General features: G+C 34.8%; 18 protein-coding genes and 1 pseudogene. 13 read left to right on the forward strand and 6 right to left on the reverse strand.

The features are described 5' to 3' along the window. Window positions 1-65: 65 nt before the first annotated feature. Window positions 66-3485: a methylmalonyl-CoA mutase family protein gene (locus C8P70_RS03095; protein WP_133711880.1), complete on the reverse strand. Its 3420-nt coding sequence runs from the start codon at window positions 3483-3485 to the stop codon at window positions 66-68. 317 nt (window positions 3486-3802) lie between these two features. Here C8P70_RS03095 and C8P70_RS03100 point away from each other — a divergent pair, with 317 nt between their 5' ends. The 3 genes from C8P70_RS03100 (at window position 3803) to C8P70_RS03110 (ending at window position 6418) form a co-directional block, all read left to right on the forward strand. After that, entirely contained in the window at window positions 3803-4651 is an 849-nt protein-coding gene (locus tag C8P70_RS03100; protein ID WP_133711881.1) for a helix-turn-helix transcriptional regulator, read from the forward strand. A 64-nt stretch (window positions 4652-4715) separates the two neighbouring features. Beyond that, entirely contained in the window at window positions 4716-6128 is a 1413-nt protein-coding gene (rlmD, locus tag C8P70_RS03105; protein WP_133711882.1) for a 23S rRNA (uracil(1939)-C(5))-methyltransferase RlmD, read from the forward strand. A gap of 71 nt (window positions 6129-6199) precedes the next feature. Beyond that, window positions 6200-6418 carry a putative signal transducing protein gene (locus C8P70_RS03110; RefSeq protein ID WP_133711883.1) on the forward strand — a complete coding sequence of 73 codons (219 nt, stop codon included), beginning with the start codon at window positions 6200-6202 and terminating at the stop codon, window positions 6416-6418. Window positions 6419-6450: 32 nt separating this feature from the next. Here the strand turns inward: C8P70_RS03110 and C8P70_RS03115 are convergent, their stop codons facing one another. Beyond that, window positions 6451-8373, reverse strand: coding sequence for an LTA synthase family protein (locus C8P70_RS03115; RefSeq protein ID WP_133711884.1), 1923 nt, complete (start codon window positions 8371-8373; stop codon window positions 6451-6453). 113 nt (window positions 8374-8486) lie between these two features. On the opposite strand from C8P70_RS03115, the gene C8P70_RS03120 reads away from it, so the two are divergent. From C8P70_RS03120 to C8P70_RS03140, 5 genes are all read left to right on the forward strand, one after another. Then, entirely contained in the window at window positions 8487-10262 is a 1776-nt protein-coding gene (locus C8P70_RS03120; RefSeq protein WP_133711885.1) for an AMP-dependent synthetase/ligase, read from the forward strand. 87 nt (window positions 10263-10349) lie between these two features. After that, window positions 10350-10784, forward strand: coding sequence for a MarR family winged helix-turn-helix transcriptional regulator (locus tag C8P70_RS03125; protein ID WP_133711886.1), 435 nt, complete (start codon window positions 10350-10352; stop codon window positions 10782-10784). Between the two features lie 62 nt (window positions 10785-10846). Beyond that, on the forward strand, window positions 10847-13252 hold the full coding sequence (locus tag C8P70_RS03130) for a 3-hydroxyacyl-CoA dehydrogenase/enoyl-CoA hydratase family protein (protein ID WP_133711887.1): 2406 nt from the start codon (window positions 10847-10849) through the stop codon (window positions 13250-13252). 78 nt (window positions 13253-13330) lie between these two features. Continuing rightward, entirely contained in the window at window positions 13331-14512 is a 1182-nt protein-coding gene (locus tag C8P70_RS03135) for an acetyl-CoA C-acyltransferase (RefSeq protein ID WP_133711888.1), read from the forward strand. A 29-nt stretch (window positions 14513-14541) separates the two neighbouring features. After that, window positions 14542-16335 carry an acyl-CoA dehydrogenase family protein gene (locus C8P70_RS03140; RefSeq protein WP_133711889.1) on the forward strand — a complete coding sequence of 598 codons (1794 nt, stop codon included), beginning with the start codon at window positions 14542-14544 and terminating at the stop codon, window positions 16333-16335. A 101-nt stretch (window positions 16336-16436) separates the two neighbouring features. Here the strand turns inward: C8P70_RS03140 and C8P70_RS03145 are convergent, their stop codons facing one another. Continuing rightward, window positions 16437-16880, reverse strand: a complete 444-nt coding sequence (locus tag C8P70_RS03145; RefSeq protein ID WP_133711890.1) for a PepSY-like domain-containing protein — start codon at window positions 16878-16880, stop codon at window positions 16437-16439. A 204-nt stretch (window positions 16881-17084) separates the two neighbouring features. Between C8P70_RS03145 and C8P70_RS03150 the strand changes: the two genes are divergently transcribed. Both C8P70_RS03150 and C8P70_RS03155 read left to right on the forward strand, forming a co-directional pair. Next, window positions 17085-19619: a heavy metal translocating P-type ATPase gene (locus C8P70_RS03150; protein ID WP_133711891.1), complete on the forward strand. Its 2535-nt coding sequence runs from the start codon at window positions 17085-17087 to the stop codon at window positions 19617-19619. Between the two features lie 322 nt (window positions 19620-19941). Further along, a complete protein-coding gene (locus C8P70_RS03155; RefSeq protein WP_133711892.1) occupies window positions 19942-20262 on the forward strand; it encodes a DUF805 domain-containing protein in 321 nt (106 codons plus the stop codon). Window positions 20263-20423: 161 nt separating this feature from the next. On the opposite strand, the gene C8P70_RS03160 is transcribed toward C8P70_RS03155, so the two are convergent. Next, window positions 20424-20738, reverse strand: coding sequence for a DUF6804 family protein (locus C8P70_RS03160; protein WP_133711893.1), 315 nt, complete (start codon window positions 20736-20738; stop codon window positions 20424-20426). Between the two features lie 299 nt (window positions 20739-21037). Here C8P70_RS03160 and gcvT point away from each other — a divergent pair, with 299 nt between their 5' ends. Next, window positions 21038-22120, forward strand: coding sequence for a glycine cleavage system aminomethyltransferase GcvT (gene gcvT, locus C8P70_RS03165; protein WP_133711894.1), 1083 nt, complete (start codon window positions 21038-21040; stop codon window positions 22118-22120). Between the two features lie 40 nt (window positions 22121-22160). Here gcvT and C8P70_RS03170 read toward each other — a convergent pair. Together C8P70_RS03170 and C8P70_RS03175 are read right to left on the reverse strand one after the other, a co-directional pair. Then, window positions 22161-22568: pseudogene (locus C8P70_RS03170) on the reverse strand (outer membrane beta-barrel protein); the annotation flags it as partial. Between the two features lie 21 nt (window positions 22569-22589). Continuing rightward, window positions 22590-22793 carry a hypothetical protein gene (locus C8P70_RS03175; RefSeq protein ID WP_133711896.1) on the reverse strand — a complete coding sequence of 68 codons (204 nt, stop codon included), beginning with the start codon at window positions 22791-22793 and terminating at the stop codon, window positions 22590-22592. An 80-nt stretch (window positions 22794-22873) separates the two neighbouring features. On the opposite strand from C8P70_RS03175, the gene C8P70_RS03180 reads away from it, so the two are divergent. Both C8P70_RS03180 and ypfJ read left to right on the forward strand, forming a co-directional pair. Then, window positions 22874-23584 carry a YebC/PmpR family DNA-binding transcriptional regulator gene (locus tag C8P70_RS03180; RefSeq protein WP_133711897.1) on the forward strand — a complete coding sequence of 237 codons (711 nt, stop codon included), beginning with the start codon at window positions 22874-22876 and terminating at the stop codon, window positions 23582-23584. A gap of 119 nt (window positions 23585-23703) precedes the next feature. Continuing rightward, window positions 23704-24561: a KPN_02809 family neutral zinc metallopeptidase gene (gene ypfJ / locus C8P70_RS03185; protein WP_133711898.1), complete on the forward strand. Its 858-nt coding sequence runs from the start codon at window positions 23704-23706 to the stop codon at window positions 24559-24561. Window positions 24562-24576: the final 15 nt, after the last annotated feature.

A 24576-nucleotide genomic window follows, 5' to 3' on the forward strand; every position in this document is an offset into this window, starting at 1 on the left:
TTTGCGAAGTTACACATTTGAAGATACAGTGTTAATTAACATCAATATACACTTTTTTAGTTAAACTACATATTTCTTCTATACTGCCCCCCTACCTTAAATAGGGCGTCAGTAATCTGTCCTAAAGAGCAGACTTTGGTAACGTCCATCAACGCTTCAAAAATATTTTGGTTTTTAATAGCGACTTCTTGAATGTGTTCCAATTGGACGTTTCCTTCTTTTCCTTTCGTTTTGTGAAGGTTTTCTTTGGTTTTTATTTGAAATTGCTTTTCTTCTTCCGTTGCCCGAATTACTTCTGCAGGAATCACAGTAGGCGAACCTTTTGAGCTCAAAAATGTATTTACGCCAATAATTGGAAATGTTCCGTTGTGTTTCAAAGTCTCGTAGTACAATGATTCTTCTTGAATTTTTGACCGCTGGTACATTGTTTCCATTGCTCCTAAAACCCCCCCTCTTTCCGTAATCCGATCAAATTCAGATAAAACGGCTTCTTCCACTAAATCTGTCAATTCTTCAATAATAAAAGAGCCCTGTATAGGGTTTTCATTTTTAGCTAATCCCAATTCTTTGTTGATAATCAACTGAATTGCCATCGCACGACGTACTGATTCTTCTGTAGGGGTAGTAATTGCTTCATCATAAGCGTTAGTATGCAGCGAATTGCAGTTATCATAAATAGCATATAATGCCTGTAAGGTTGTACGAATATCATTAAAATCAATTTCCTGTGCATGGAGTGAACGCCCTGATGTTTGAATATGGTATTTCAACATCTGTGCACGTTCATTTGCTCCGTATTTTTGTTTCAGTGCTTTTGCCCAGATACGGCGCGCTACGCGACCGATTACAGAGTATTCAGGATCAATTCCATTTGAAAAGAAGAATGATAAGTTTGGTCCGAACGCGTTGATATCCATTCCTCGTGACAAATAGTATTCTACGTACGTAAAACCATTTGCCAATGTAAACGCCAGCTGAGTAACTGGATTTGCTCCTGCTTCGGCAATGTGGTAACCCGAAATAGATACAGAATAAAAATTTCTAACATTGTTATTGATAAAATACTCCTGTACATCTCCCATCAATCGAAGAGCAAATTCAGTCGAGAAAATACAGGTATTTTGTGCTTGATCTTCTTTCAAGATATCTGCCTGAACCGTTCCGCGAACCTGAGCAAGGGTATTTTTTTTAATTTCTGCATAAACATCAGCAGGTAGTATTTGATCTCCTGTTACACCTAAAAGCATCAATCCTAAACCATCATTGCCTTCAGGTAGTTCTCCGTTGTAACGAGGTCTTTCTAGACCTTTATCTTCATAAATTGCTTTAATTTTTGCTTCAATCTCTATCTCTAATCCATTTTCTTTGATGTATTTTTCACAATTTTGGTCGATAGCTGCATTCATAAAAAAACCTAACAGCATAGGTGCTGGACCGTTAATTGTCATAGAAACAGAAGTCATCGGATGAGATAAATCAAATCCTGAATATAATTTTTTAGCATCGTCTAAACAACAAATAGAAACTCCGGCATTTCCAATTTTCCCGTAAATATCAGGACGGTGCCCCGGGTCATTTCCATATAAAGTTACGGAATCAAAAGCCGTGGATAAGCGCTTTGCCGGCATTCCTTTAGACACATAGTGAAAACGACGGTTGGTTCTTTCAGGACCTCCTTCTCCTGCAAACATCCGAGTTGGATCCTCCCCCTCTCTTTTAAAAGGGTATAGGCCGGATGTAAACGGAAATTCACCCGGCACATTTTCCTGCAAAACCCAACGCAAAATATCTCCCCAAGCTTCATACTTTGGAAGTGCTACTTTAGGAATTTGCAAATGGGACAATGATTCCGAATGGGTTTTGATTTTAATTTCTTTATCCCGGACTTTAAAGGAATAAGTCGGATTCTTATATTTATTTACCTTTTCCTCCCAAGTGGTAATAACTTCCCAATTGTATGGATCTAAATCTCTCTTCAACTTGTCAAATTCTGCCAATAAAACTTTTGACAGATCTTTATTATGTGTTCCCGTAATTTCAATCCCGTGTTGTGTCAAAACAGGCTGTTTGCCCGAAATAGTTTCTATAGTCTTGAAGAATCCGTATAATTTTTGTGCAACTTCTTTTTGAGTAAGTGCCTTATTGTCATAAGCCCGGTTATTTTCTGCAATTTCAGAAAGGTATCGAATACGCGATGGCGGAATTACAAATATCTTTTCCGACATTTCTTTTGTAATTTCAAAAGCAGACTGTAAATCAGCTCCTGTTTTTTCTACTACTTTACTAATAATCGCTTGATACAATTGGTTTGTTCCAGGATCGTTAAATTGGGAAGCAATAGTTCCGAATACCGGCATTTCATTAGGATTTACATCCCAAAGATTGTGATTTCGCTGATATTGCTTTTTCACGTCGCGCAAAGCATCCAATGCGCCTCGTTTATCAAACTTATTAATAGCTACAATATCGGCAAAATCCAACATGTCAATTTTTTCCAATTGCGTAGCTGCACCAAATTCCGGAGTCATGATATATAAGGATGCATCCGAATGGTCTAAAATTTCAGTATCAGACTGACCGATTCCTGAAGTTTCCAAAATAATCAAATCATATTTAGCTGCTTTTAATACCTGAAGCGCTTCTTCTACATATTTTGATAGTGCTAGATTTGATTGACGCGTTGCAAGAGAACGCATAAAAACACGAGGATCATTGATAGAGTTCATACGAATACGGTCTCCCAACAAAGCTCCACCAGTTTTTTTCTTTGATGGATCTACTGATACCAAAGCAATGGTTTTTTCTGGAAAATCCATTAGAAAACGTCGTACAATCTCATCTACCATGGACGATTTACCTGCTCCTCCTGTTCCTGTAATCCCCAGCACTGGCGCAGATTTGTCTTCAACCTTTTCGTAATCAAATGCTTTTAAAAAATCCTCTTCCCTATTCTCTGCCAATGAAATCAAACGAGAAATAGTTGTAATATCTTTGTCTTTCAACGATTGATAAACATCTTTTCCTTTAGGCAATTCTAAGTCACCCGTTGGAAAATCAGCTTTTTCAACCATATCATTAATCATTCCCTGCAATCCTAACTCTCTACCATCGTCCGGCGAATAAATTCGCGTAATTCCATAATCCATCAATTCTTTAATTTCTGATGGAAGAATTACCCCGCCACCGCCGCCGACAATACGGATATGACCTGCTCCTTTTTCTTGTAGCAAATCATACATATATTTAAAATATTCATTATGCCCACCCTGGTAAGAAGTCATAGCAATCGCATTTGCATCTTCCTGGATAGCAGTATTTACAACATCTTCTACCGATTTGTCGTGCCCCAAATGAATTACTTCACAGCCTGTAGATTGAATAATCCGGCGCATAATGTTAATCGCAGCATCGTGTCCATCAAACAGAGCAGCTGCAGTTACAATACGCACTTTGTTTTTTGGAGTATAAATTGTATTTTGTTGCATAATTTATTAAGTCAATTAGAAAGGCGGCAAGTTAGTGAATTATTCGAAATTATAAAACACTCATCCTCTGTACTTATCTAGTTTCCTAAAGTCTCCCTCCTTTCTAACAAAACAAATAATCACATAATTACACATCTATTTTACTGAATAAATGGTAATAATTTTACATATAGTATATACATACTAAAAAATAATCAAAAATTTTGCGGTTAAATTTGCTTATATGAAAAATAGTTTATAAACTGCAATTCGTAACAAACAATATATGAATATAAAATTACCGTAGATAAATACAACCTAACACACACTAACAAACCATGAAACTTGAATTATTTGAAGAAGTGCAAAGTAATTTTGAACGCTTTGTGAAACGGTTCGTTTCTTTACCTATAAAAGGAAATCCCTCATCATTAGCTTATCAGCATTATCATTTTCATTATTTTCAAGCGATGGCAAGCATAATAATTGACGCTATGACACATATCAATTATGCACAATTGGGAAAAGAAGAAAATAATATCGTATACTCTCAAAGTTTTTCGATATCGTTAAATTCGCAAGGAGCTTTAAAAAAACAAATCTTTTTTGACAAACTAGATCAACAGAGCCAAAAATCAATATTAAAGACAATAATTCAAAAGTTAGATACACTACAAGTATTAAATAGTAAAAATAAATATCAATCTATTCGCTTTGACTGTTTAAACAGAGAAAATAAATTGTGTATGATTTGTGGTACGTTATTGATTGATTCTAATTCGAACAGTTATATTTTCGATCTTCATTATTTAAAGATAAAAACAGATTACGACGATATGTTTCTAGCTCCGGATTATTATCTGAATGATAAAATAAAACTCCAACATATTTACCAATCCTTATCAGAAATCAAAAGTCTTGATGAAACTACACTACTTTCTGTTTTAAAACAAAATGATTTGGCTGAAGATGATTTTAAAGCCAATGTTTTATATTACTTTGGCGATGATTTTAAGGAATATCTGCGTAAAAAACGATTGATGAAATCTTTGGAAATGCTTTTATTTACAGATAATACAATTTTTGAAATAGCAGATTCATGCGGCTACAAATCCAGCTACCCTTTATTTAGAGCATATTATCAAATGCACTTTTTACAAAACAAAGCTCTAATTCGATACGTATAGCTGACAAGTGTCAAAAACTAATCTGTTATTGATTTTCAATCAAAAATTACATTATTTTTGTGCCATGGGAAAAAGAAAAACAGAAAAAATAGTTTTTGAAAATATTAAAATTTTAGATGCCGGAGCCAAAGGCGTTTCAGTGGCAAAAGCTCCTGACGGAAAAGTTATATTTATCCCGAATGTGGTTCCGGGAGACGTTGTAGATATACAAACGCTAAAAAAGCGCAAGGCTTATTACGAAGGCACAGCAATTAAATTTCACGAATTATCGCCTTTCAGAATTAATCCTGTTTGTCAGCATTTTGGTTATTGCGGAGGATGTAAATGGCAGAACATGAACTATCCTCAGCAATTGTTTTACAAAAACCAAGAAGTACACAATAATTTAAAGCGAATAGGCAAAGTAGAATTACCGGAATTTGAAACTATTTTAGGCTCTGAAAAAACGTTATTCTACCGCAATAAAATGGAGTTTTCATTTTCTAACAGCAAATGGCTTACTCCTGAAGAAATTGCAAGCGGAGAAGAAATCGGACAAAAAAATGCCCTGGGTTTTCACGTTCCGAGAATGTGGGATAAAATCCTTGATATTGAGAAATGCCATTTACAGCAAGATCCTTCCAATCAGATACGAAACGAGATTAAAAAATTTGCCAATGATAATGATTTATCGTTTTTTAATCCGAGAGAGCAAGAAGGTCTATTGCGTACCTTGATGATAAGAACTGCATCTACCGGGGAGATTATGGTTCTGATTCAGTTTTTTTATGAGGATAAATCTAAAAGAGAATTACTGTTAAACTTTTTGTCAGATAAATTTCCTGAGATTACTTCTTTGCAATACGTTGTTAACAACAAAGGAAATGATACAATTTACGATCAGAAAGTAATTTTATACAAAGGAAGAGATTACATTTTAGAAGAAATGGAAGGTCTTTATTTTAGCATCAATGCTAAATCATTTTACCAGACTAACTCGGAACAAGCTTACGAATTATATAAAATAACGCGAGATTTTGCAGGATTAACAGGTAACGAGCTTGTGTATGATTTATATACCGGAACAGGAACTATTGCCCAGTTTGTATCTAAAAAAGCAAAAAAAGTAATTGGCGTAGAAGCCGTTCCGGAAGCTATTGAAGATGCAAAACTAAATGCTAAACGCAATAATATTACAAACTGCGATTTTTTTGTAGGGGATATGAAAAATGTTTTCAACGACGCCTTTATTCAATCTCACGGACACCCGGATGTTATAATTACCGACCCTCCTCGTGACGGAATGCATAAAGACGTAGTGATGCAGATTTTAAAAATTGCCCCAAAACGCGTAGTTTATGTAAGTTGTAATTCAGCCACTCAGGCGAGAGACTTAGCCTTAATGGATGAGCAATACAAAGTAATAAAAGTAAGACCGGTAGATATGTTTCCGCAAACTCATCACGTAGAAAATGTGGTTTTATTAGAGCACCGCTAAGTTTTTTTGACTGTAAATAAAGGTTCTTTTTAAAAAATTATTTAACTTTATAGTATTAAAAAAGATAAGTTATGAGTCATAAGAAGTTATTTGCAGGAAGTGAAATTATGGTTTTAGCGGTCAAAAGTATTTTGGAAGTGAATAATATACCGTACATTATTAGAGATGATATTGATTCTGCTATTACAGCCGGATTTGGGTCAGCGGATAAAGCTGTTCACGTTTTTGTTGAAGAAATCGAATTGGAAAAAGCTAAACAATTATTATTAGAAAATGATATTGCAGAATAAAAAAGGGATGTTTTTTAAACACCCCTTTTTTATTAATCCAACTTCCTGTCAATAATCCTTTCAAAATAATCCTGAATGAATGCTTTACACTTCATCTCAATGCGCTCCATTTCTTTGTTTTTCTTACGAATAAGATTGGTTTCTAAACCTTTGTCGTTAATATCATAAAAACCCGTTACTTCTCTCCCGTTAAATCGGCATATATAATTCCCTTCCTGATAGGTGTATTCATTTCCTCCGTAATTAATAGCAAAAGGTTTGTTTACCGTGTCGTTTATAAGACTTCTGCCCCAACTTCTAAAAGGTTTATCATATCCAATCAAATCTAACAGAGTCGGATAAATATCAATCTGCTGCGCCAAATCTCTATTTATACCCTTCAAACTTTCATTTGGCGTATAAAAAAGTATAGGAACCGCAGTTCGGTTAACTAACTTTCGATATTCTTCATAATCAACCTGATTGGTGTGATCAGCTGTAATGACAAAAATTGTATTTTCAAACCAAGGTTCTTTTTGGCTTTCTTCAAAAAATCGCTTGTACGCATAATCTGTATAGCCGATTGTCTGATGAATCTGCTGATTTCCCTTTGGAAATTTCCCTTCATAATCTGCCGGAACTTTAAATGGTTCATGAGAAGAAACCGTAAACAGCGTTGCAAAAAAAGGTCCTTTTTTATCGTTAAGCGTTTTTCTCATAAACTGAAAAAAAGGCTCATCCCAAATTCCCCATGTACCGTCAAAATCCTCATCATTATTGTATTCTGTTTTTCCGTAATAGTGATCATAGCCCAAAATATTTCCAAATCCTAAAAACCCCATCGAACCATTAGGCGCTCCATGAAAAAATGAAGTATCATATCCTTTGCTTTTTAAAGTTGACACCAGGGATTCTATATCTTGTTTAGGATAAGGCGACGAGGTAAATGCATCTTTAAAGGAGGGGATTCCGGCAATGACAGAGGACATTCCATGAATAGACTTGTATCCGTTGGCAAAAGCATTAGTAAAAATAAGACTGTGTTGCGCCAGAGAATCAATAAAAGGAGTATAGCTTACATAATTTGGAATTTCCATATCCCGGTTAAATGTGCCAATATATTCTCTTGCAAAACTTTCTGTAATAAAAAGAACTATATTAGGGGTCGAAGGTTCATTATTTGCGTAGTGTTTAATAGGACTAACATTTTCCTGTAACGTTTTTTCATCCATGTATGCTACTTTTTTAAAACTCGTTTTTCCTATAGTTCTCAAAATAGCAAAAGGAGTATTCAGTATAATATCAGCGTGCTCCGGCTTTTCAGCATGCCTGTTGGCATCAATTATATTAAGCGGGCGAGTGGTTTTTTTCAGATCACCTCTTACCCCCGCTACAAAACCGATTGTAACAATTACAAAAATTACAGCAGAAGAAATCCAATAAGCTTTTTTAAACTCTACTTTTATCGGTTTTTTAAACTTTACTTTTTTATATAGATATACCCAAAAAATACACAGTAAAATACACAGGACAAATACATGCCAGTAATTAATTAAAAAATTAAGCAATAATTGAGTTTTGTTTGACTCGTGCTCTAAACTGTCAAAAACAGCAATAGTTGTTCTGGAATAAATAAACCGATAATATATAAAGTCAATAAAATTGGTCGAATAAGCAATTAAATTGGGAATGATATAAACCCAAAACAACAGCTTCTGGTATCCTTGAGAAGTATTTTTAAAAACAGGAAGAATGGAAAGCAAAATAAACAAGCTATTGACATAAAAAATTGCCATGCGGTCAAAAGTAAGTCCGTGATAAGCTAAACTCATAAACTGACTAAATGAATCTACGTTTAGCAAATCTGAATTGTAAAAGAAAAATAAGGTTCTGGCTATAAAATAGAAAATAAATGCCAGAAAAAGCCTGTAAAACATTACAAGTATTTCATTCAATCTAAATTGATTAGAAATCATAAGCTATTAATTTTAAGACTGCAAATTTAATTAAAACTTTAGACTAATAAGTTTAAACTAATTTTAGCAGATATAATATTTTTTTCGTATTTTGCATGTAAAACTAGTGAAACATGATAAATCCAACAAGGCTTTTTGACATTCCTTATCTTCAAAATCAGGAATTTCCTTTAGAGGATGCATTGGTAACTAAAGTCAATGGCGTTTGGCAAAAAACTTCTACCCAAGAATACATTGACAAAGCCAACGCTGTTTCCAGAGCTCTCCTTCGGTTAGGAATTAAAAAAAATGATAAGATTGCTGTCATCTCAAGCAATAATCAAACTAAATGGAATATAGCCGATATTGGTATATTACAGATAGGAGCGCAAAATGTACCTATTTATCCTACCATTGCCGCAGAAGACTATCACTATATCCTTAGTCATTCAGAATCGGTTTACTGTATTGTTTCTGATCAGGAAGTTTACGACAAATTAATTTCTGTCAAGGAACAGCTGCCTTTCTTAAAGGATATTTATTCCTTTGACGTTATTGAAGGATGTAAAAACTTTGATGAGTTATTAGCATTAGGAATGGATTCTGGCAATCAGGATGAAGTGGACAACCTCAAAAGCAGTATTAATGAAAATCATTTGGCTACCCTGATCTATACTTCTGGTACAACCGGTAAACCAAAAGGTGTAATGCTTTCTCACAAAAACATCTTAGCCAATGCTTTAGGAAGTACGGAAAGAGTTCCTTTCAAACGTTCTGATCGATATAGATCATTGAGTTTTTTGCCAATTTGCCATGTCTTTGAACGAATGCTCATCTATCTTTATCAATATAATGCGGTTTCCATCTATTATGCGGAATCCATTGATAAAATGGGGGAAAACTTAAAAGAAGTTAAACCCAACGTAATGACAGTTGTTCCGCGACTGCTTGAAAAGGTTTACGACAAAATTTTCACAACCGGATCAGCCTTGACCGGCATCAAGAAAAAAATCTTTTTTTGGGCATTGGAACTGGGTTTTAAATACGAGCCCTACGAGAGAGGCTTCTTTTATAATCTACAACTAAATATTGCCCGTAAATTAGTTTTTAAAAAATGGCAAGAAGCATTAGGAGGAGAAATAAAAATCATCGTTTCCGGAAGTGCTGCACTTCAACCCCGGTTAACACGCGTGTTTAATGCCGCAGGAATTCCGGTCGTAGAAGGATACGGATTAACCGAAACTTCTCCTGTGATTGCCGTAAATGATAGAAGAAACAAAGGTATGAAAATCGGTACTGTAGGTCGTCCATTAAGTAATGTAGAGGTAAAAATTGCTGAAGACGGAGAAATTCTTTGTAAGGGTTCCAATATTATGATAGGCTATTATAAGGATGAAGAAAAAACTCAAGAAGCAATGCAAGGCGGTTATTTTCATACAGGAGATATTGGCGATATAGACAAAGAAGGTTTTTTGCGCATTACCGACCGAAAAAAGGAAATGTTTAAGACATCCGGCGGAAAATATATTGCTCCTCAGATGATAGAAAACACCATGAAACAGTCGCGGTTTATCGAACAAATTATGGTTATCGGTGAAGGCGAAAAAATGCCGGCTGCTTTTATTCAGCCTAATTTTGAATTCGTAAAAGAATGGGCAAAAAGAAAAGGTCTTACTATCGGAAAAACTAATGAAGATATTATTAAATCAAAAGAAGTAATTGAACGAATTAAAGAAGAAGTAGAAAGTATAAACAACAAGTTTGGAAAGTGGGAACAAATCAAAAAATTTGAATTAACTCCCGAAGTATGGAGTATTGAAAATGAACACCTCACTCCTACTCTAAAACTCAAAAGAAGAGTAATACTTAATAAATATAAAGATCTATACGAAAAAATATACCGCAATTAAAAATCTCCTTTTAGGAGTTTTTTTCGCACAAATAGTATGCATGCATACTATTTTTTTTTGTATATTTGAAATAGACATATTTAAAATATGAAAAACAGAACAATAGATTACATACTCAGAGCAACTTGGCAGGCAGTTTCCAGAATGTATAATGAAGAAGCTATTAAGTACGATGCAAGCATGGCAATTGCTTTTGCCTTATTGAGTATTGACAGAGAAGGAATTTCTTCTACCCTTTTAGGACCAAATATGGGAATGGAAGCAACCAGTTTAACCAGAACACTTAAAAAAATGGAAACAAAAGGATTAATCTTAAAAGAAAAAAATCCAAATGATGGGCGCGGTGTAATTATTAAACTCACTCCTCTTGGATTAGAAAAACGCGAATTATCAAAAGCAAAAGTGAAGCGTTTTAATGAAATGATCAGAGCAAATGTATCTGATGAAAAAATCAGACATTTTATAGAAGTCACAGATGTTATCAATGAGTTAATTAACAATAAAACAATTTTTGAGAAGTAGCATATTAAAATAAAATCGCTTTTTTTTAGTAAATTTATAGAGTGAACCAAAAAAATTAAAGTATGAATAGACAAATAAAAAAGGTCGCAGTAATCGGTTCCGGAGTTATGGGATCCGCTATTGCTTGTCATTTTGCAAATATAGGCTTAGAGGTACTCCTCCTCGACATTGTACCTCGTGAATTAACGCCTGCCGAAGAACAAAAAGGACTAACTCTGGAAAGTAAAACCGTGAGAAACAGAATTGCCAGTTCACATTTAGCAAACGCATTAAAGTCAAAACCATCTCCTATATACGTCCAAAAATTTGCTGATTTTATAACCGTTGGCAATATAGAAGATGACTTAGGAAAAATTAAAGATTGTGACTGGATCATAGAAGTAGTAGTTGAACGATTGGATATCAAAAAATCTGTTTTTGAACAAATCGAAAAACATAGAAAACCCGGATCTCTGGTTACTTCAAATACTTCTGGTATTCCTATGAAGCTGATGGTAGAGGGGCGATCAGAAGATTTTAAAAAACATTTCTGTGGAACTCACTTTTTTAATCCGCCGAGATATTTGCAGTTATTTGAGATCATTCCCGGACCATATACAAGTCAAGATGTTATTTCTTTCTTTCAAAAATACAGCAGTTTATATTTAGGAAAAACACCTGTCTTGTGCAAAGATACTCCCGGATTTATCGGCAACCGCATTGGCGTATACTCAATGGCAATGGTTATGCAGCTTGCACAGGAAATCGGATTAACCATTGAAGAAGCAGATACTTTAACAGGTTCAATTTTAGGACGCCCAAAAACAGGAACATTTAAATTAGGAGATTTGGTTGGCTTAGATACTGCTTTGAGCGTTACAAATGGCTTAAAGCAAAACTGTCCCGAAGATAAAATGATTCAGGAAATCAAAGACAGCAAGCCTTTAAACTATTTACTTGAAAATAATTTTTTGGGAGACAAAACTCAAAAAGGTTTTTATTACAAGGAAACTGATAAAAGCGGAAAAACAAATCGCTTTGCTCTTGATTTAGAAAAATTACAATATCGTCCGCTCGAGCGCAGCAAAATTGCAGCAGTAGAAGCAGCCAAACAAGTTGCTGGAACAAAAGCACAATTAGCAGTATTACTCGCAGATAAAAGTAAAGCGGGTAAATTGATTCGCAAACACTTTGCCTCTCTTTTTGCATACGTATCTCAGCGTGTACCTGAAATCACAGATAGCTTCTACCCTATTGATGATGCCATGCGCGCAGGATATGCGTGGAAATATGGTCCATTTGAAACATGGGATCTCGTAGGATTGAAAAAAGGAATTGATTTAATTGAAAGTGAAGGCTATCAGGCAGCGGAATGGGTAAAAGAACTTGCGTCTACGGGAGCCAGCAGTTTTTATAAAATTGAAAATGGCAAAAAGCTGTTTTACAATCAAAACACAAAAGCTTTCGAAGCTATTCCGGGACAAGATGCATTTATTATTCTCAATAATATAAGAAATACAAATAAAGTTTGGGGCAATAGTGAAGCTTCCCTAATTGATTTAGGCGATGGAATTGTAAATCTTGAATTTCACTCCAAAATGAATACAATAGGCGGAGGTGTTTTAGCAGGTCTTAACAAGGCAGTAGAAATAGCTGAACAAGATTTTAGAGGTTTAGTAATAGGAAATCAAAGCTCTAATTTTTCTGTAGGAGCTAACCTCATGATGATTTTTATGATGGCCGCAGAACAAGATTGGGATGAATTAAATATAGCTGTTAAGATGTTTCAGGATACAACAATGAAAATGCGTTACTCTGCTATTCCGGTTATTGCTGCACCACACGGAATGACTTTTGGGGGAGGTTGTGAAATTAGCCTGCACTCCGATAAGGTTGTAGCTGCTGCTGAAACTTATATCGGTTTGGTTGAATTTGGCGTAGGGCTTATTCCGGGAGGTGGTGGCTCTAAAGAAATGACGGTAAGAGCCTCTGACTTATATCGAAAAAACGATGTAGAGTTAAATACATTACAGGAGCACTTTCTGACCATTGCCATGGCAAAAGTAGCTACTTCTGCCCACGAAGCTTATGACTTAAATATCTTACAAAAAGGAAAGGATGTTGTAGTAATTAATAAAGATCTTCAATTAGCACAAGCAAAAAAACACGCTATACTACTATCCGAATCCGGATACACACAACCAGTAAAACGAAGAGATATTAAGGTCTTAGGTCGTCAGGCTTTAGGGATGTTTTATGTAGGAACAGACAGTATGATGGCAGGAAAATACATTTCTGAACACGACCGTAAAATTGCCAATAAACTTGCGTATGTAATGGCAGGAGGAGATTTATCAGAACCAACACTAGTTACTGAACAATATTTATTGGATTTGGAAAGAGAAGCCTTTTTGTCGCTTTGTGGTGAGCGAAAAACCCTAGAAAGAATTCAATATATGTTAAAAACGGGGAAACCTCTCAGAAATTAAAATAATGAGTCAAGAATCAAGATCGTAAATAAAACTCTGTTTTTTAATCTTGTTTCTTTCATCTAAAAAAATAAAATCATGAAAACTGCATATATAGTAAAAGGATACAGAACTGCCGTAGGCAAAGCTCCAAAAGGAGTTTTTAGATTTAAAAGACCGGATGAACTGGCTGCCGAAACGATCCAATATCTGATGAGTCAATTGCCGGAATTTGACAAAAAACGCATTGATGACGTCATGGTCGGAAATGCGATGCCTGAAGCCGAACAAGGTTTGAATGTTGGTAGATTAATATCCCTAATGGGATTAAAAATCAGCGATGTACCAGGTGTAACGGTTAACCGTTATTGTGCTTCCGGATTAGAAACAATTGGAATGGCCGTAGCTAAAATTCAAACAGGAATGGCAAATTGCATCATTGCCGGAGGTGCAGAAAGCATGAGTTATATTCCCATGGGGGGCTATAAACCTACACCTGATTACGGCGTTGCCAAAGAAGGACATGAAGATTATTATTGGGGAATGGGATTAACTGCCGAAGCGGTAGCCAATCAATTTAATGTATCCCGAGAAGACCAAGATGAATTTGCTTATCATTCTCATCAAAAAGCTTTAAAAGCACAGACAGAAGGAAAGTTTGACCAACAAATTGTTCCTATTACAATAGAAGAAGTTTTTGTTAATGAAAAAGGGAAAAAAGATACTAAATCTTACACCGTAAACAAAGATGAAGGTCCCAGAGCAGATACTTCCATACAAATACTAAACAAATTGAGACCTGTATTTGCTGCCAACGGCTCAGTCACTGCTGGTAATTCGTCTCAAATGAGCGACGGAGCTGCCTTTGTAATGATTATGTCCGAAGAGATGGTTAAAGAACTAAATCTGGAACCAATTGCCCGAATGGTAAGTTATGCCGCAGCTGGTGTAGAGCCCCGCATTATGGGAATAGGACCAGTAAAAGCTATTCCAAAAGCTTTAAAACAAGCAGGATTACAATTAAAAGATATTGATTTAATTGAGTTAAATGAAGCTTTTGCTTCTCAGTCTTTAGCTGTCATCCGAGAGCTTGGTCTTAATCCTGAAATTGTAAATGTCAACGGAGGAGCAATTGCTTTAGGACATCCTTTGGGTTGCACCGGAGCCAAGCTCTCCGTACAGTTATTTGACGAAATGAAACGCCGCAGCTCAAAATATGGTATCGTAACCATGTGTGTAGGAACAGGACAAGGAGCTGCAGGAGTATATGAGTTATTATAAAAACTAATTAACCAATAAAAAAAGAAAATATGAATCAAGATATCACAAGAGGAGGTCAATTTCTGGTTAAAGAAACAAAATGTGAAAACATTTTCACACCAGAAGATTTTACGGAGGAACAGATGATGATGCGCGAATCGGTTAAAGAATTCGTCGATAAAGAATTATGGTCTAACAAAGATCGTTTTGAAAAAAAAGACTATGCTTTTACCAAAGAGTGTATGCAAAAAGCTGGTGAACTTGGTCTTTTAGGCGTATCTGTACCTGAAGAATACGGCGGATTAGGCATGGGATTTGTTTCCACAATGCTTGTATGTGATTACATTTCCGGTGCAACCGGATCATTCTCTACTGCATTTGGTGCACATACCGGAATTGGAACTATGCCGATTACGCTATATGGAAATGATGAACAAAAGAATAAATATGTTCCCAAATTAGCTTCAGGAGGATGGTTTGGCGCCTATTGCCTCACCGAGCCTGATGCCGGATCTGATGCCAATTCTGGAAAAACAAAGGCTGTCTTATCTGAAGATGGAAAATACTATTCCATTACCGGACAAAAAATGTGGATTTCCAATGCAGGATTCTGTAATTTATTTATTGTATTTGCCCGTATCGAAGATGATAAAAATATTACCGGGTTCATTGTAGAAAATGATCCCGATAACGGAATTACACTGGGTGAAGAGGAACATAAACTCGGAATCAGGGCCTCCTCTACCCGTCAGGTTTTCTTTAGCGAAACAAAAGTTCCTGTAGAAAATATGCTTTCTGAAAGAGGAAACGGTTTTAAAATTGCAATGAATGCTTTAAACGTAGGACGCATTAAACTAGCAGCTGCCTGTTTAGATTCGCAACGTCGTTTAATAACTCAATCTGTAAAATATGCCAACGAACGCATTCAGTTTAAAACTCCTATATCAACTTTTGGTGCAATCCGCACCAAATTGGCCGAAATGGCAACCAACGTATATGCAGGAGAAGCAGCTTCTTACAGAGCTGCTGCCAGTATAGAAGAACGAATAAAACAGCGCATTGCGGAAGGAAATCCACAGCAGGAAGCAGAGTTAAAAGGAGTTGAAGAGTTTGCCATAGAATGTTCTATCCTGAAAGTAGCAGTATCAGAAGACGTACAAAACTGCGCTGATGAAGGTATCCAGATTTTTGGCGGAATGGGCTTTTCAGAAGATACACCTATGGAAAGTGCCTGGAGAGATGCCCGTATTTCTCGCATTTATGAAGGTACGAACGAAATTAATCGTATGCTATCAGTTGGAATGTTGATTAAAAAAGCAATGAAAGGACATGTAGACTTATTAGGTCCGGCGATGAAAGTAGTGGATGAATTGATGAGTATTCCAAGTTTTGATACTCCTGATTATTCAGAATTATTTGCGGAAGAAAAAGAAATGATAGACAAGCTTAAAAAAGCCTTTTTAATGGTTGCCGGCAGCGCCGTTCAAAAATATGGTCCTGATTTAGAGGAGCACCAGCCTTTATTAATGGCAGCTGCTGATATGATGATAGAAATTTATATGGCAGAAAGTGTTGTTCTTAGAACTGAAAAACTAGCAAAAAATCAAGGACAGGAAAAAGTAAAAGAGCAAATAGCGATGGCTCAATTGTATTTATATCATGCTGTAGATATCATCACTCAAAAAGGAAAAGAAGGTATTGCTTCTTTCGCAGAAGATGATGAGCAACGCATTATGCTAATGGGGTTACGCAGATTTACAAAATATACTAATTTGCCGAATGTAAATGCACTTAGAGAAATTATTGCCACTAAATTAATTGATGCTAACGAATATGCATTCTAAATATTAGGATACAACAATTTGGTTTAGTTTGTTTGAAAAAAACCGTCTCTTTTTTTGGAAAGGGACGGTTTTTATACTTGTGACATTTTATTAACAACTGTTTAGTCATCTATTCTTTTAAATTCCCCTTTAGAATTGAATTCCAACTCAAGTCCATTTGAAAGTTTTACTTCTTGTTTACCAAAACGTCCTTTTTCAATTTTAACAATATGTGCATGAGGAAATTTTTCTGATACATACGTTAAAATGCTTTTTTGAATAAACGCGGTGGGAATTGCTTCTTTTTTACCGCTAACTTCCTGCCAAATTCCTTCTGAATCAAATTCTATTTCTGCTCCATCTGTAAACTTAACTTTATAATCTGTAGAAAGGATTTCTTTATCCATTTTTACATAATCAATCGTATAAGTAGTAAAATTAGCTGAAATAAATTGTTGTGCCGATTTTGGCAGTCCTTCTTTGGTTATGATTGACTCTTGAGCATTCATACTAATCGTGAACAAGAATATAAACACCATTAAAATTTTTATTGCCTTACTTTTCATATCAGTATCTTTTAAATTAAACTTTGTATAACAAGATACGAAATTTTGGTAAAACTCAATATTAACTTTTTATATATTAATCTGTTTTTATATTTCACTAATTTTAAATGTGAAATTATATAACTCTTTTAAAAAATTGTATAACAGATGTTACATTTTTTAGTACGAATTTTGTAGTACTATAATCCTCAATTGTAATATCACATGAAAAAACAATATAAAATAAGCGGCATGAGTTGCAATGGCTGCCGAACAAAAGTAGAACAAACTCTAAACGAAATAGCGAATATCAATGCTACAGTTTCGTTAGAGAAAGAACTGGCAGACATAGAAATGAAAGAACCTGTAGAAACCTCAATACTTCAAAAAGCGCTCTTAAAAAAAGGGCAATACATTTTGCAGGAAATAATGACGCACCCCGATGGAACAGAGGAGATTTTACCTCCGGTTGAAATCAGTGAAGAAGATCACTATCACCCCAAAATACCCAAAAATATGCAAAACAAAGCAGGTAAATATTTCTGTCCGATGTTATGTGAAGGGGACAAAATCTATGACAGTAATGTAGGCTGTCCGGTGTGCGGTATGAATCTTGAACAAATTCCGGCTCCAAAAATAGAAAAAACAGTATACTATTGCCCTATGCTTTGTGAAGGAGATAAAACTTACGATCACCCCGGATCATGTCCGGTGTGCGGTATGAATTTAGTTGCCAAATCCATCGCAATAGAACCGGAAGATACAACGTATAAAGAAATGGTAAAGAAACTAAAGTTATCTATTGCGTTTACCATTCCTGTTTTTATACTTTCTATGGGGGGTATGATTTCCAATAATCCTTTAAATGAAATCCTTTCGCATCAAGCTAATAATTATCTGCAGTTTTTATTTACTATTCCAGTTGTCTATTTCTGCTGGATATTTTTTCAAAGAGCATGGACATCGTTTAAAACTTGGAATTTAAATATGTTCAGTCTAATTGGATTGGGGGCAGCAGCCGGACTCATATTTAGTGTTTTTGCCTTGTTTTTTCCGGGTATTTTTCCAGAAGATTTTAAAGGCGAACACGGCATTCATTTGTATTTTGAGTCCGTAGCCGTAATTCTCACGCTGGTATTAGTTGGTCAGGTTATGGAAGCCAAAGCCCACAGTAAAACTAATACAGCTATCAAGGAATTATTAAAACTATCCCCTACCGAAGCTACTTTGATAACTGAAAATGGTGAAGACAAAATTGCTATTGAAAATATTGTAAAAGGAAATAAATTGCGCGTTAAACCCGGCGAAAAAATCCCGGTTGACGGAGTTATTGCGGAAGGAGAAAGTTACATTGACGAATCTATGATTACCGGAGAACCTATTCCTGTACACAAAAAATCAAGTGATAAAGTAATATCCGGAACTATTAACGGTAATAGCACCTTTATTATGATTGCAGAAAAAGTAGGAAGCGAAACTCTCCTGTCACAAATCATTGAAATGGTCAATAATGCTAGCCGTTCCAGAGCACCCATACAAAAATTAGCAGATAAGGTTGCGAAATATTTTGTTCCAACAGTTATAGCTATAGCTATCCTTACATTTATTTTATGGAAACTATTAGGTCCTCAGCCAACTTTAGTTTATGCATTTGTAAATGCACTAGCAGTGTTAATTATTGCCTGTCCGTGTGCATTAGGACTCGCCACGCCAATGTCCGTTATGGTAGGAATTGGTAAAGGTGCTCAAAACGGAGTTTTAATCAAAAACGCTGAAGCACTTGAAACAGCTAATAAAATAAACGTTTTAATTACGGATAAAACAGGAACACTAACCGAGGGCAAACCATCTGTAGAAAAAATAATTTCACTTTCCAACGAATATACTCCTGATGATTTACTTGCCTTATCTGCTTCATTAAACCAAAATAGCGAACACGCTTTATCAAAAGCCTTTATATCTAAAGCAAAAGAAAAAAACACTTCTCTCTCTCCTGTTAAAATGTTTGTCAATCAAACCGGAAAAGGAATTCAGGGAATTGTGGATAAAAAGCGCATCTCTTTAGGAAATTCTGCATTAATGCAAACCATAGGAATTACAATATCTGACAAATTACTTGAACAAGCATCTAAAGAACAGCTGCTTGGAAAAACCGTTTCTTATCTCGCTGAAAATAAAATAATAATCGGTTATGTCGTACTGTTCGACAAAATTAAAGAAAGTAGCAAAGAAACTATTCGATTGCTTCACGAAAAAGGTATTGAAGTAGTTATGATTACCGGAGATAATCCAAATACGGCAAAAGCAGTTGCGGATGAATTAGGAATAGATGATTTTATAGCGGAAGCATTGCCACAAGATAAGTTAGAAGCTATTAAAAAATTACAGGAACAAGGTAAAATCGTTGCAATGGCAGGAGACGGCATCAACGATGCGCCTGCATTAGCACAAGCTAATATAGGAATTTCGATGGGAACCGGAACAGATGTAGCAATAGAAAGCTCAGAAGTTACCTTATTGCAGGGAGATATCAGCGGAATACACAAAGTAATTAAATTGAGTCACAAAGTAATGCAGAATATTAAACAGAATCTGTTTTTTGCTTTTATTTACAATACTATAGGAATTCCCATAGCAGCAGGCATACTATATCCTGTTTTCGGAATTGTTCTATCGCCAATGATAGCTGCATTGGCAATGAGTTTCAGCTCGGTATCCGTTATTTTAAATTCACTCCGATTGAAAAATATCAGGCTATAAAACCAATGATATTTTTATACCTTTGTAAAAAATAAAAACTCGTAAATATGAATTAAAAAACAACAACTTACATATAAAAAACCAGCGTTTCGCTTTAAAGTTTCCTTTAATCTGAAATCTACCACATTATCTGAAGAATCACAGGAGAGTAAAAGCGAAAACGCCTATAATATGCGTGGGCGTTCTCTTTTGCTTTGTGGTTCGGGTTCGTGGTAGAGCCTCAGATAACAAGTAATGAGAATTAGCTCACGCTCATTGTATAATACCCAAAAAGCGAAACATAGAAAAAACCTTATATATACTAATCTTTAAACTTAAAGCTATGTTTAAAAGACCTTTTTCATTTGAGGGTCGTATCAGAAGAACTGAATACGGACTCAGTTTAGTCATTTACGCTATTTGTGCTATAATTTTAAATATTATGATCGAAGTTGACGAAGAAACCTTCATTCTTCTATTCGCTTATACTCCACCTATGTTCTGGTTTTTATGGGCACAAAGCACTAAAAGATGTCATGATATTGGCAAAAGTGGTTGGTGGCAGTTTATTCCTTTTTACATACTTTGGTTGTTATTTGAAGATGGACAACACGCAAAAAATCAGTATGGTGATACTCCTAAAATATCTCGAAACACCAGGTGAAATTGATGGTTCAAAAACAGAAAAGCCTGAAAATTTCAGGCTTTTCTTAATATATCTTTTACTATATACAAATCATAATGATAATACCTTTATCACAGTTTTTTGTTATAAAGTAATAATAAACATGTAAATATAATAATCAAATTAACTAATCTGTCTTACTATTGATTAACAGAAACTTCTTTTTGTTTCTTTTTTCCAATAAAGAAAGATCCAGCTAAAATAGCTGCTACTCCAATATGGACGATTTTCCATCCCATTATTCCTAAAGGAATTTCTACAAACGGTTGAAACAAGAAAACCATAGCAATATAAAAACCTAATTCAAAAACACTAGCCTTAGTATGTGCGTTATAGGCCATAATACTGAATAAAGCTACTAAAATAAATCTTGTTAACTGATAAAAATCTGCCGGTAAGGATAATAAGCACAACAATAAAAGTGCTATTATTCCAATTTTTACACCTTTTTCCATAACAAATATGTTTTTTATTCTCTGCAAAGATAAGAAAATTTATAATCTAATTTGTTAATTTTATGATTTTTACACAAAGTTAACGGTTATTTAAAATACATATATCTTGGATTAGGTAAGATGCCTTACGAAAACTGATGTTTTATGCTTAAACTAAGAATAGTAAAAAGTTATAGTTACCCTTATTTTAACTTTATTTTACACGTATAATCGTTAAATTACTTTAACATAAAGTATGTTTTTGAATCAATTAAAAATAATGTACTTTAGCGCATCTTAAAATTTTATAGTTTAATACAATGAAACAAGTAGCTTTAAATCATATACACGAAAGTTTAGGAGCAAAAATGGTTCCGTTTGCAGGATTTAATATGCCTGTTCAATATGAAGGTGTCAATATCGAACATGAAACAGTACGCAAAGGTGTAGGTGTTTTTGATGTATCTCACATGGGATTATTCAAAATTTCCGGACCTAACGCATTGAGTTTAATTCAAAAAGTTACTTCAAATGATGCTTCTGTGTTAACCGATGGAAAAGCGCAATATTGCTATTTTCCAAACGAAAAAGGCGGTGTTATTGACGATATCATTACTTATAAAGTAAACGACAACGAATATTTAATGGTTGTCAACGCTTCTAACATTGAAAAAGATTGGAATTGGATTAATCAACACAATGATATGAAAGCTGTTGTAGAAAACCTTTCAGATGGATATTCTATTTTAGCTATTCAGGGTCCAAAAGCAATTGAATCGATGCAAAGCTTAACGGATATTAATTTATCTGACATTAAGTTCTACAATTTTGTAACAGGCAACTTTGCCGAAGCATCAGATGTTATCATTTCAGCAACTGGATATACTGGTTCCGGAGGATTTGAAGTATATGTGAAAAATGAAGATATAGAAACTGTGTGGAATAAAGTTTTTGAAGCTGGTGCAGATTGGGGAATTAAACCAATTGGTCTCGCTGCACGTGATACACTTCGTTTAGAAATGGGATACTGCTTATACGGAAATGAACTTACAGATGAAACTTCTCCATTAGAAGCTGGTTTGGGATGGGTTACTAAATTCACGAAAGACTTTGTAAACAGCGAAAATCTAAAAGCAGAAAAAGAAGACGGAATAAAAAACAAATTAATTGGTTTTGAATTAATCGGAAAAGGTATTCCACGCCATGATTATGAAATTGTAGATGCAGCAGGAAATGTTATTGGAAAAGTAACTTCAGGAACTATGTCGCCATCCTTAGGTAAAGGCATTGGAATGGGATATGTACCCGTTGCATCAGCAGTTGAAGGAAATCAGATTTTTATTAGAATCCGAAAAAATGATATAGAAGCTAAAGTTGTAAAAACACCATTTTATAAAAAATAAAATTTATAATTAGAAATCTTTATAAAACAGATAAGAGCGATTAATCGCTCTTATCTGTTTTTTTATTTCCAAGTTTAAAAATTGCTTTGAGATTAAAGCCTCCCCAAATATTTTTGAATTTATGAACTCTGTAGTATTCTTCTTTATTAACATAAGTAAGCCCTATATTTTCTTGGAAATCAAACCCTAGACTAAAACTATCAGAAACTTCCAGTTTATAGCCTATTCCCACTCCTATTCCTAATTCAAAAGAATTCAAAGCTCCTTTTATATTTTGAGATTCTAACTTAGCTGCTGTCAAAAAACCTAAATTAGGTCCAAAGTTTAAGTACCACTTTCTAGTACTTCCAAAATGCCAATTCACATTAAGAGGTATAGTTAAATAATTTAATTTCTGTTCCCCAACTGACGAAAAGAACCCTTCGGATTCTACCCCTTTTCTTTGATAGCTTAATCCAGAGTGAAAACTTCATCTATCATTAAAAAAGTAATAAAAATCAGCTCCAAAAGTTATTGAACTAGCAGACGTAGTAGTTAGATTGCCACTATCTGAAAAGATATAATCACTAGTCGAATATCCTATAAAGGGTATAATTTCAACATCTCCTTTCTCTCTTATTTGAGCACTTAACGAAGTTGAAGCAAACAAAATAAATAGTAGCTTTTTCTTCATAAAAATAGATTTAATCATTTTTTATTAACGATTAGTTTTTTGTAACTTTGCGAATATACTTAAATAAAAGTTAATATAAAATGGGAAGAGCGTTTGAATTTAGAAAAGGACGTAAGCTAAAACGTTGGTCTGCTATGGCTAAAACGTTTACAAGATTAGGAAAAGACATTGTAATGGCAGTAAAAGAAGGGGGACCAAACCCAGAAAGCAATGCCCGTCTGCGTGCCGTAATTCAAAATGCAAAAGCGGCAAATATGCCGAAAGACAACGTAGAAAGAGCTATAAAAAGAGCATCAGACAAAGATACTGCAAATTATAAAGAAGTTATTTTTGAAGGATATGGTCCGCACGGAATCGCTTTCTTAATCGAATGTGCAACTGATAACAACAACAGAACTGTGGCTAACATCCGCAGCTATTTCAATAAATGCAACGGAACTTTAGGAACGCAGGGTTCGGTTGAATTTATGTTTGACCATACTTGTAATTTTCGCATTCCAAAAGAAGAAGATCGAGATCTTGAAGAATTTGAACTTGAATTGATTGATTTTGGGATAGATGAAATTTTTGAAGATGAAGACGGTGTTATGATATACGCTCCTTTTGAAAGTTTTGGGGCTATCCAAAAAGAATTGGAAGAAAGAGAAATTGAAATTTTATCTTCTGGTTTTGACAGAATTCCACAAGTAACTAAAGAACTTACAGAAGAAGAACAAGCAGATGTTGATAAGCTATTAGAGAAAATAGAGGAAGATGATGACGTTCAAAATGTATTTACAACCATGGCATAATCGTCGTTAGCAATTTATATTTTAAAAAATCTATCAGATCTGATAGATTTTTTTATGCTTATACATATCCTAATTTCTACATCGGGTATTTTTACTATTTTTGTAAATAAAATTAAGTTATGAAATGGGAAGGCAGAAGAGAAAGTAAAAATGTATCTGACAAGCGAGGAAAATCAGCAGCAGGTAAAACAGCTTTAGGTGGTGGTTTAATAGGAATTATTGCTGTTTTACTTTATTTATTTGGTGGCGAAACGGGTAAGCAGATTGCACCGGTTCTTGAACAAATGAATTCGCAACAGAATACGGAGCAAACAGAAACCACTCGAAATCTGACTGAGACAGAGCGCCAAATGGGAAAAATGGTAGCTGTCATGTTTGCTGACACCGAAGACGTATGGCATCAGATTTTTGAAGAAAACGGCATGCAATACCGCGAACCTAAAATGGAGCTTTTTGATGACAAAGTAAATACCAAATGTGGTTCTGCAACAGCTGATGTAGGTCCTTTTTATTGTCCTGCAGACGAAACGGTTTATATGGATTTGCGTTTTTTTGAAGAATTGCACAATCGGTTTGGTGCAGAGCGAGGGAATTTTGCAATTGCCTATGTTATTGCCCATGAAGTAGGACATCATGTACAGACACTTTTAGGCACAAACAGTAAAGTACATCAATTGCAGCAAGGCAAAAATCAAAAAGAATCCAATAAATTATCAGTAGGTCTGGAATTACAGGCTGATTTTTATGCGGGAGTCTGGTCAAAATACAATCAAAAATATTTAGAACCTAAAGATATTGACATTGCCTTAAGTGCGGCACAGGCAGTTGGAGACGATGCTATTCAAAAAAGAGTTAACGGTCAGGTCAATCCGGATTCGTTTACTCACGGAACTTCACAGCAGCGAAAAGAATGGTTTATGAAAGGATTTAATACCGGAGATATAAAACAAGGCAATACATTAGACTTTCTACGCTAAGCATATTTAAAAAAA

This window comes from Myroides indicus (assembly GCF_004364575.1).
In the GTDB taxonomy this organism is placed as follows: Bacteria; Bacteroidota; Bacteroidia; order Flavobacteriales; family Flavobacteriaceae; genus Flavobacterium; species Flavobacterium indicum_A.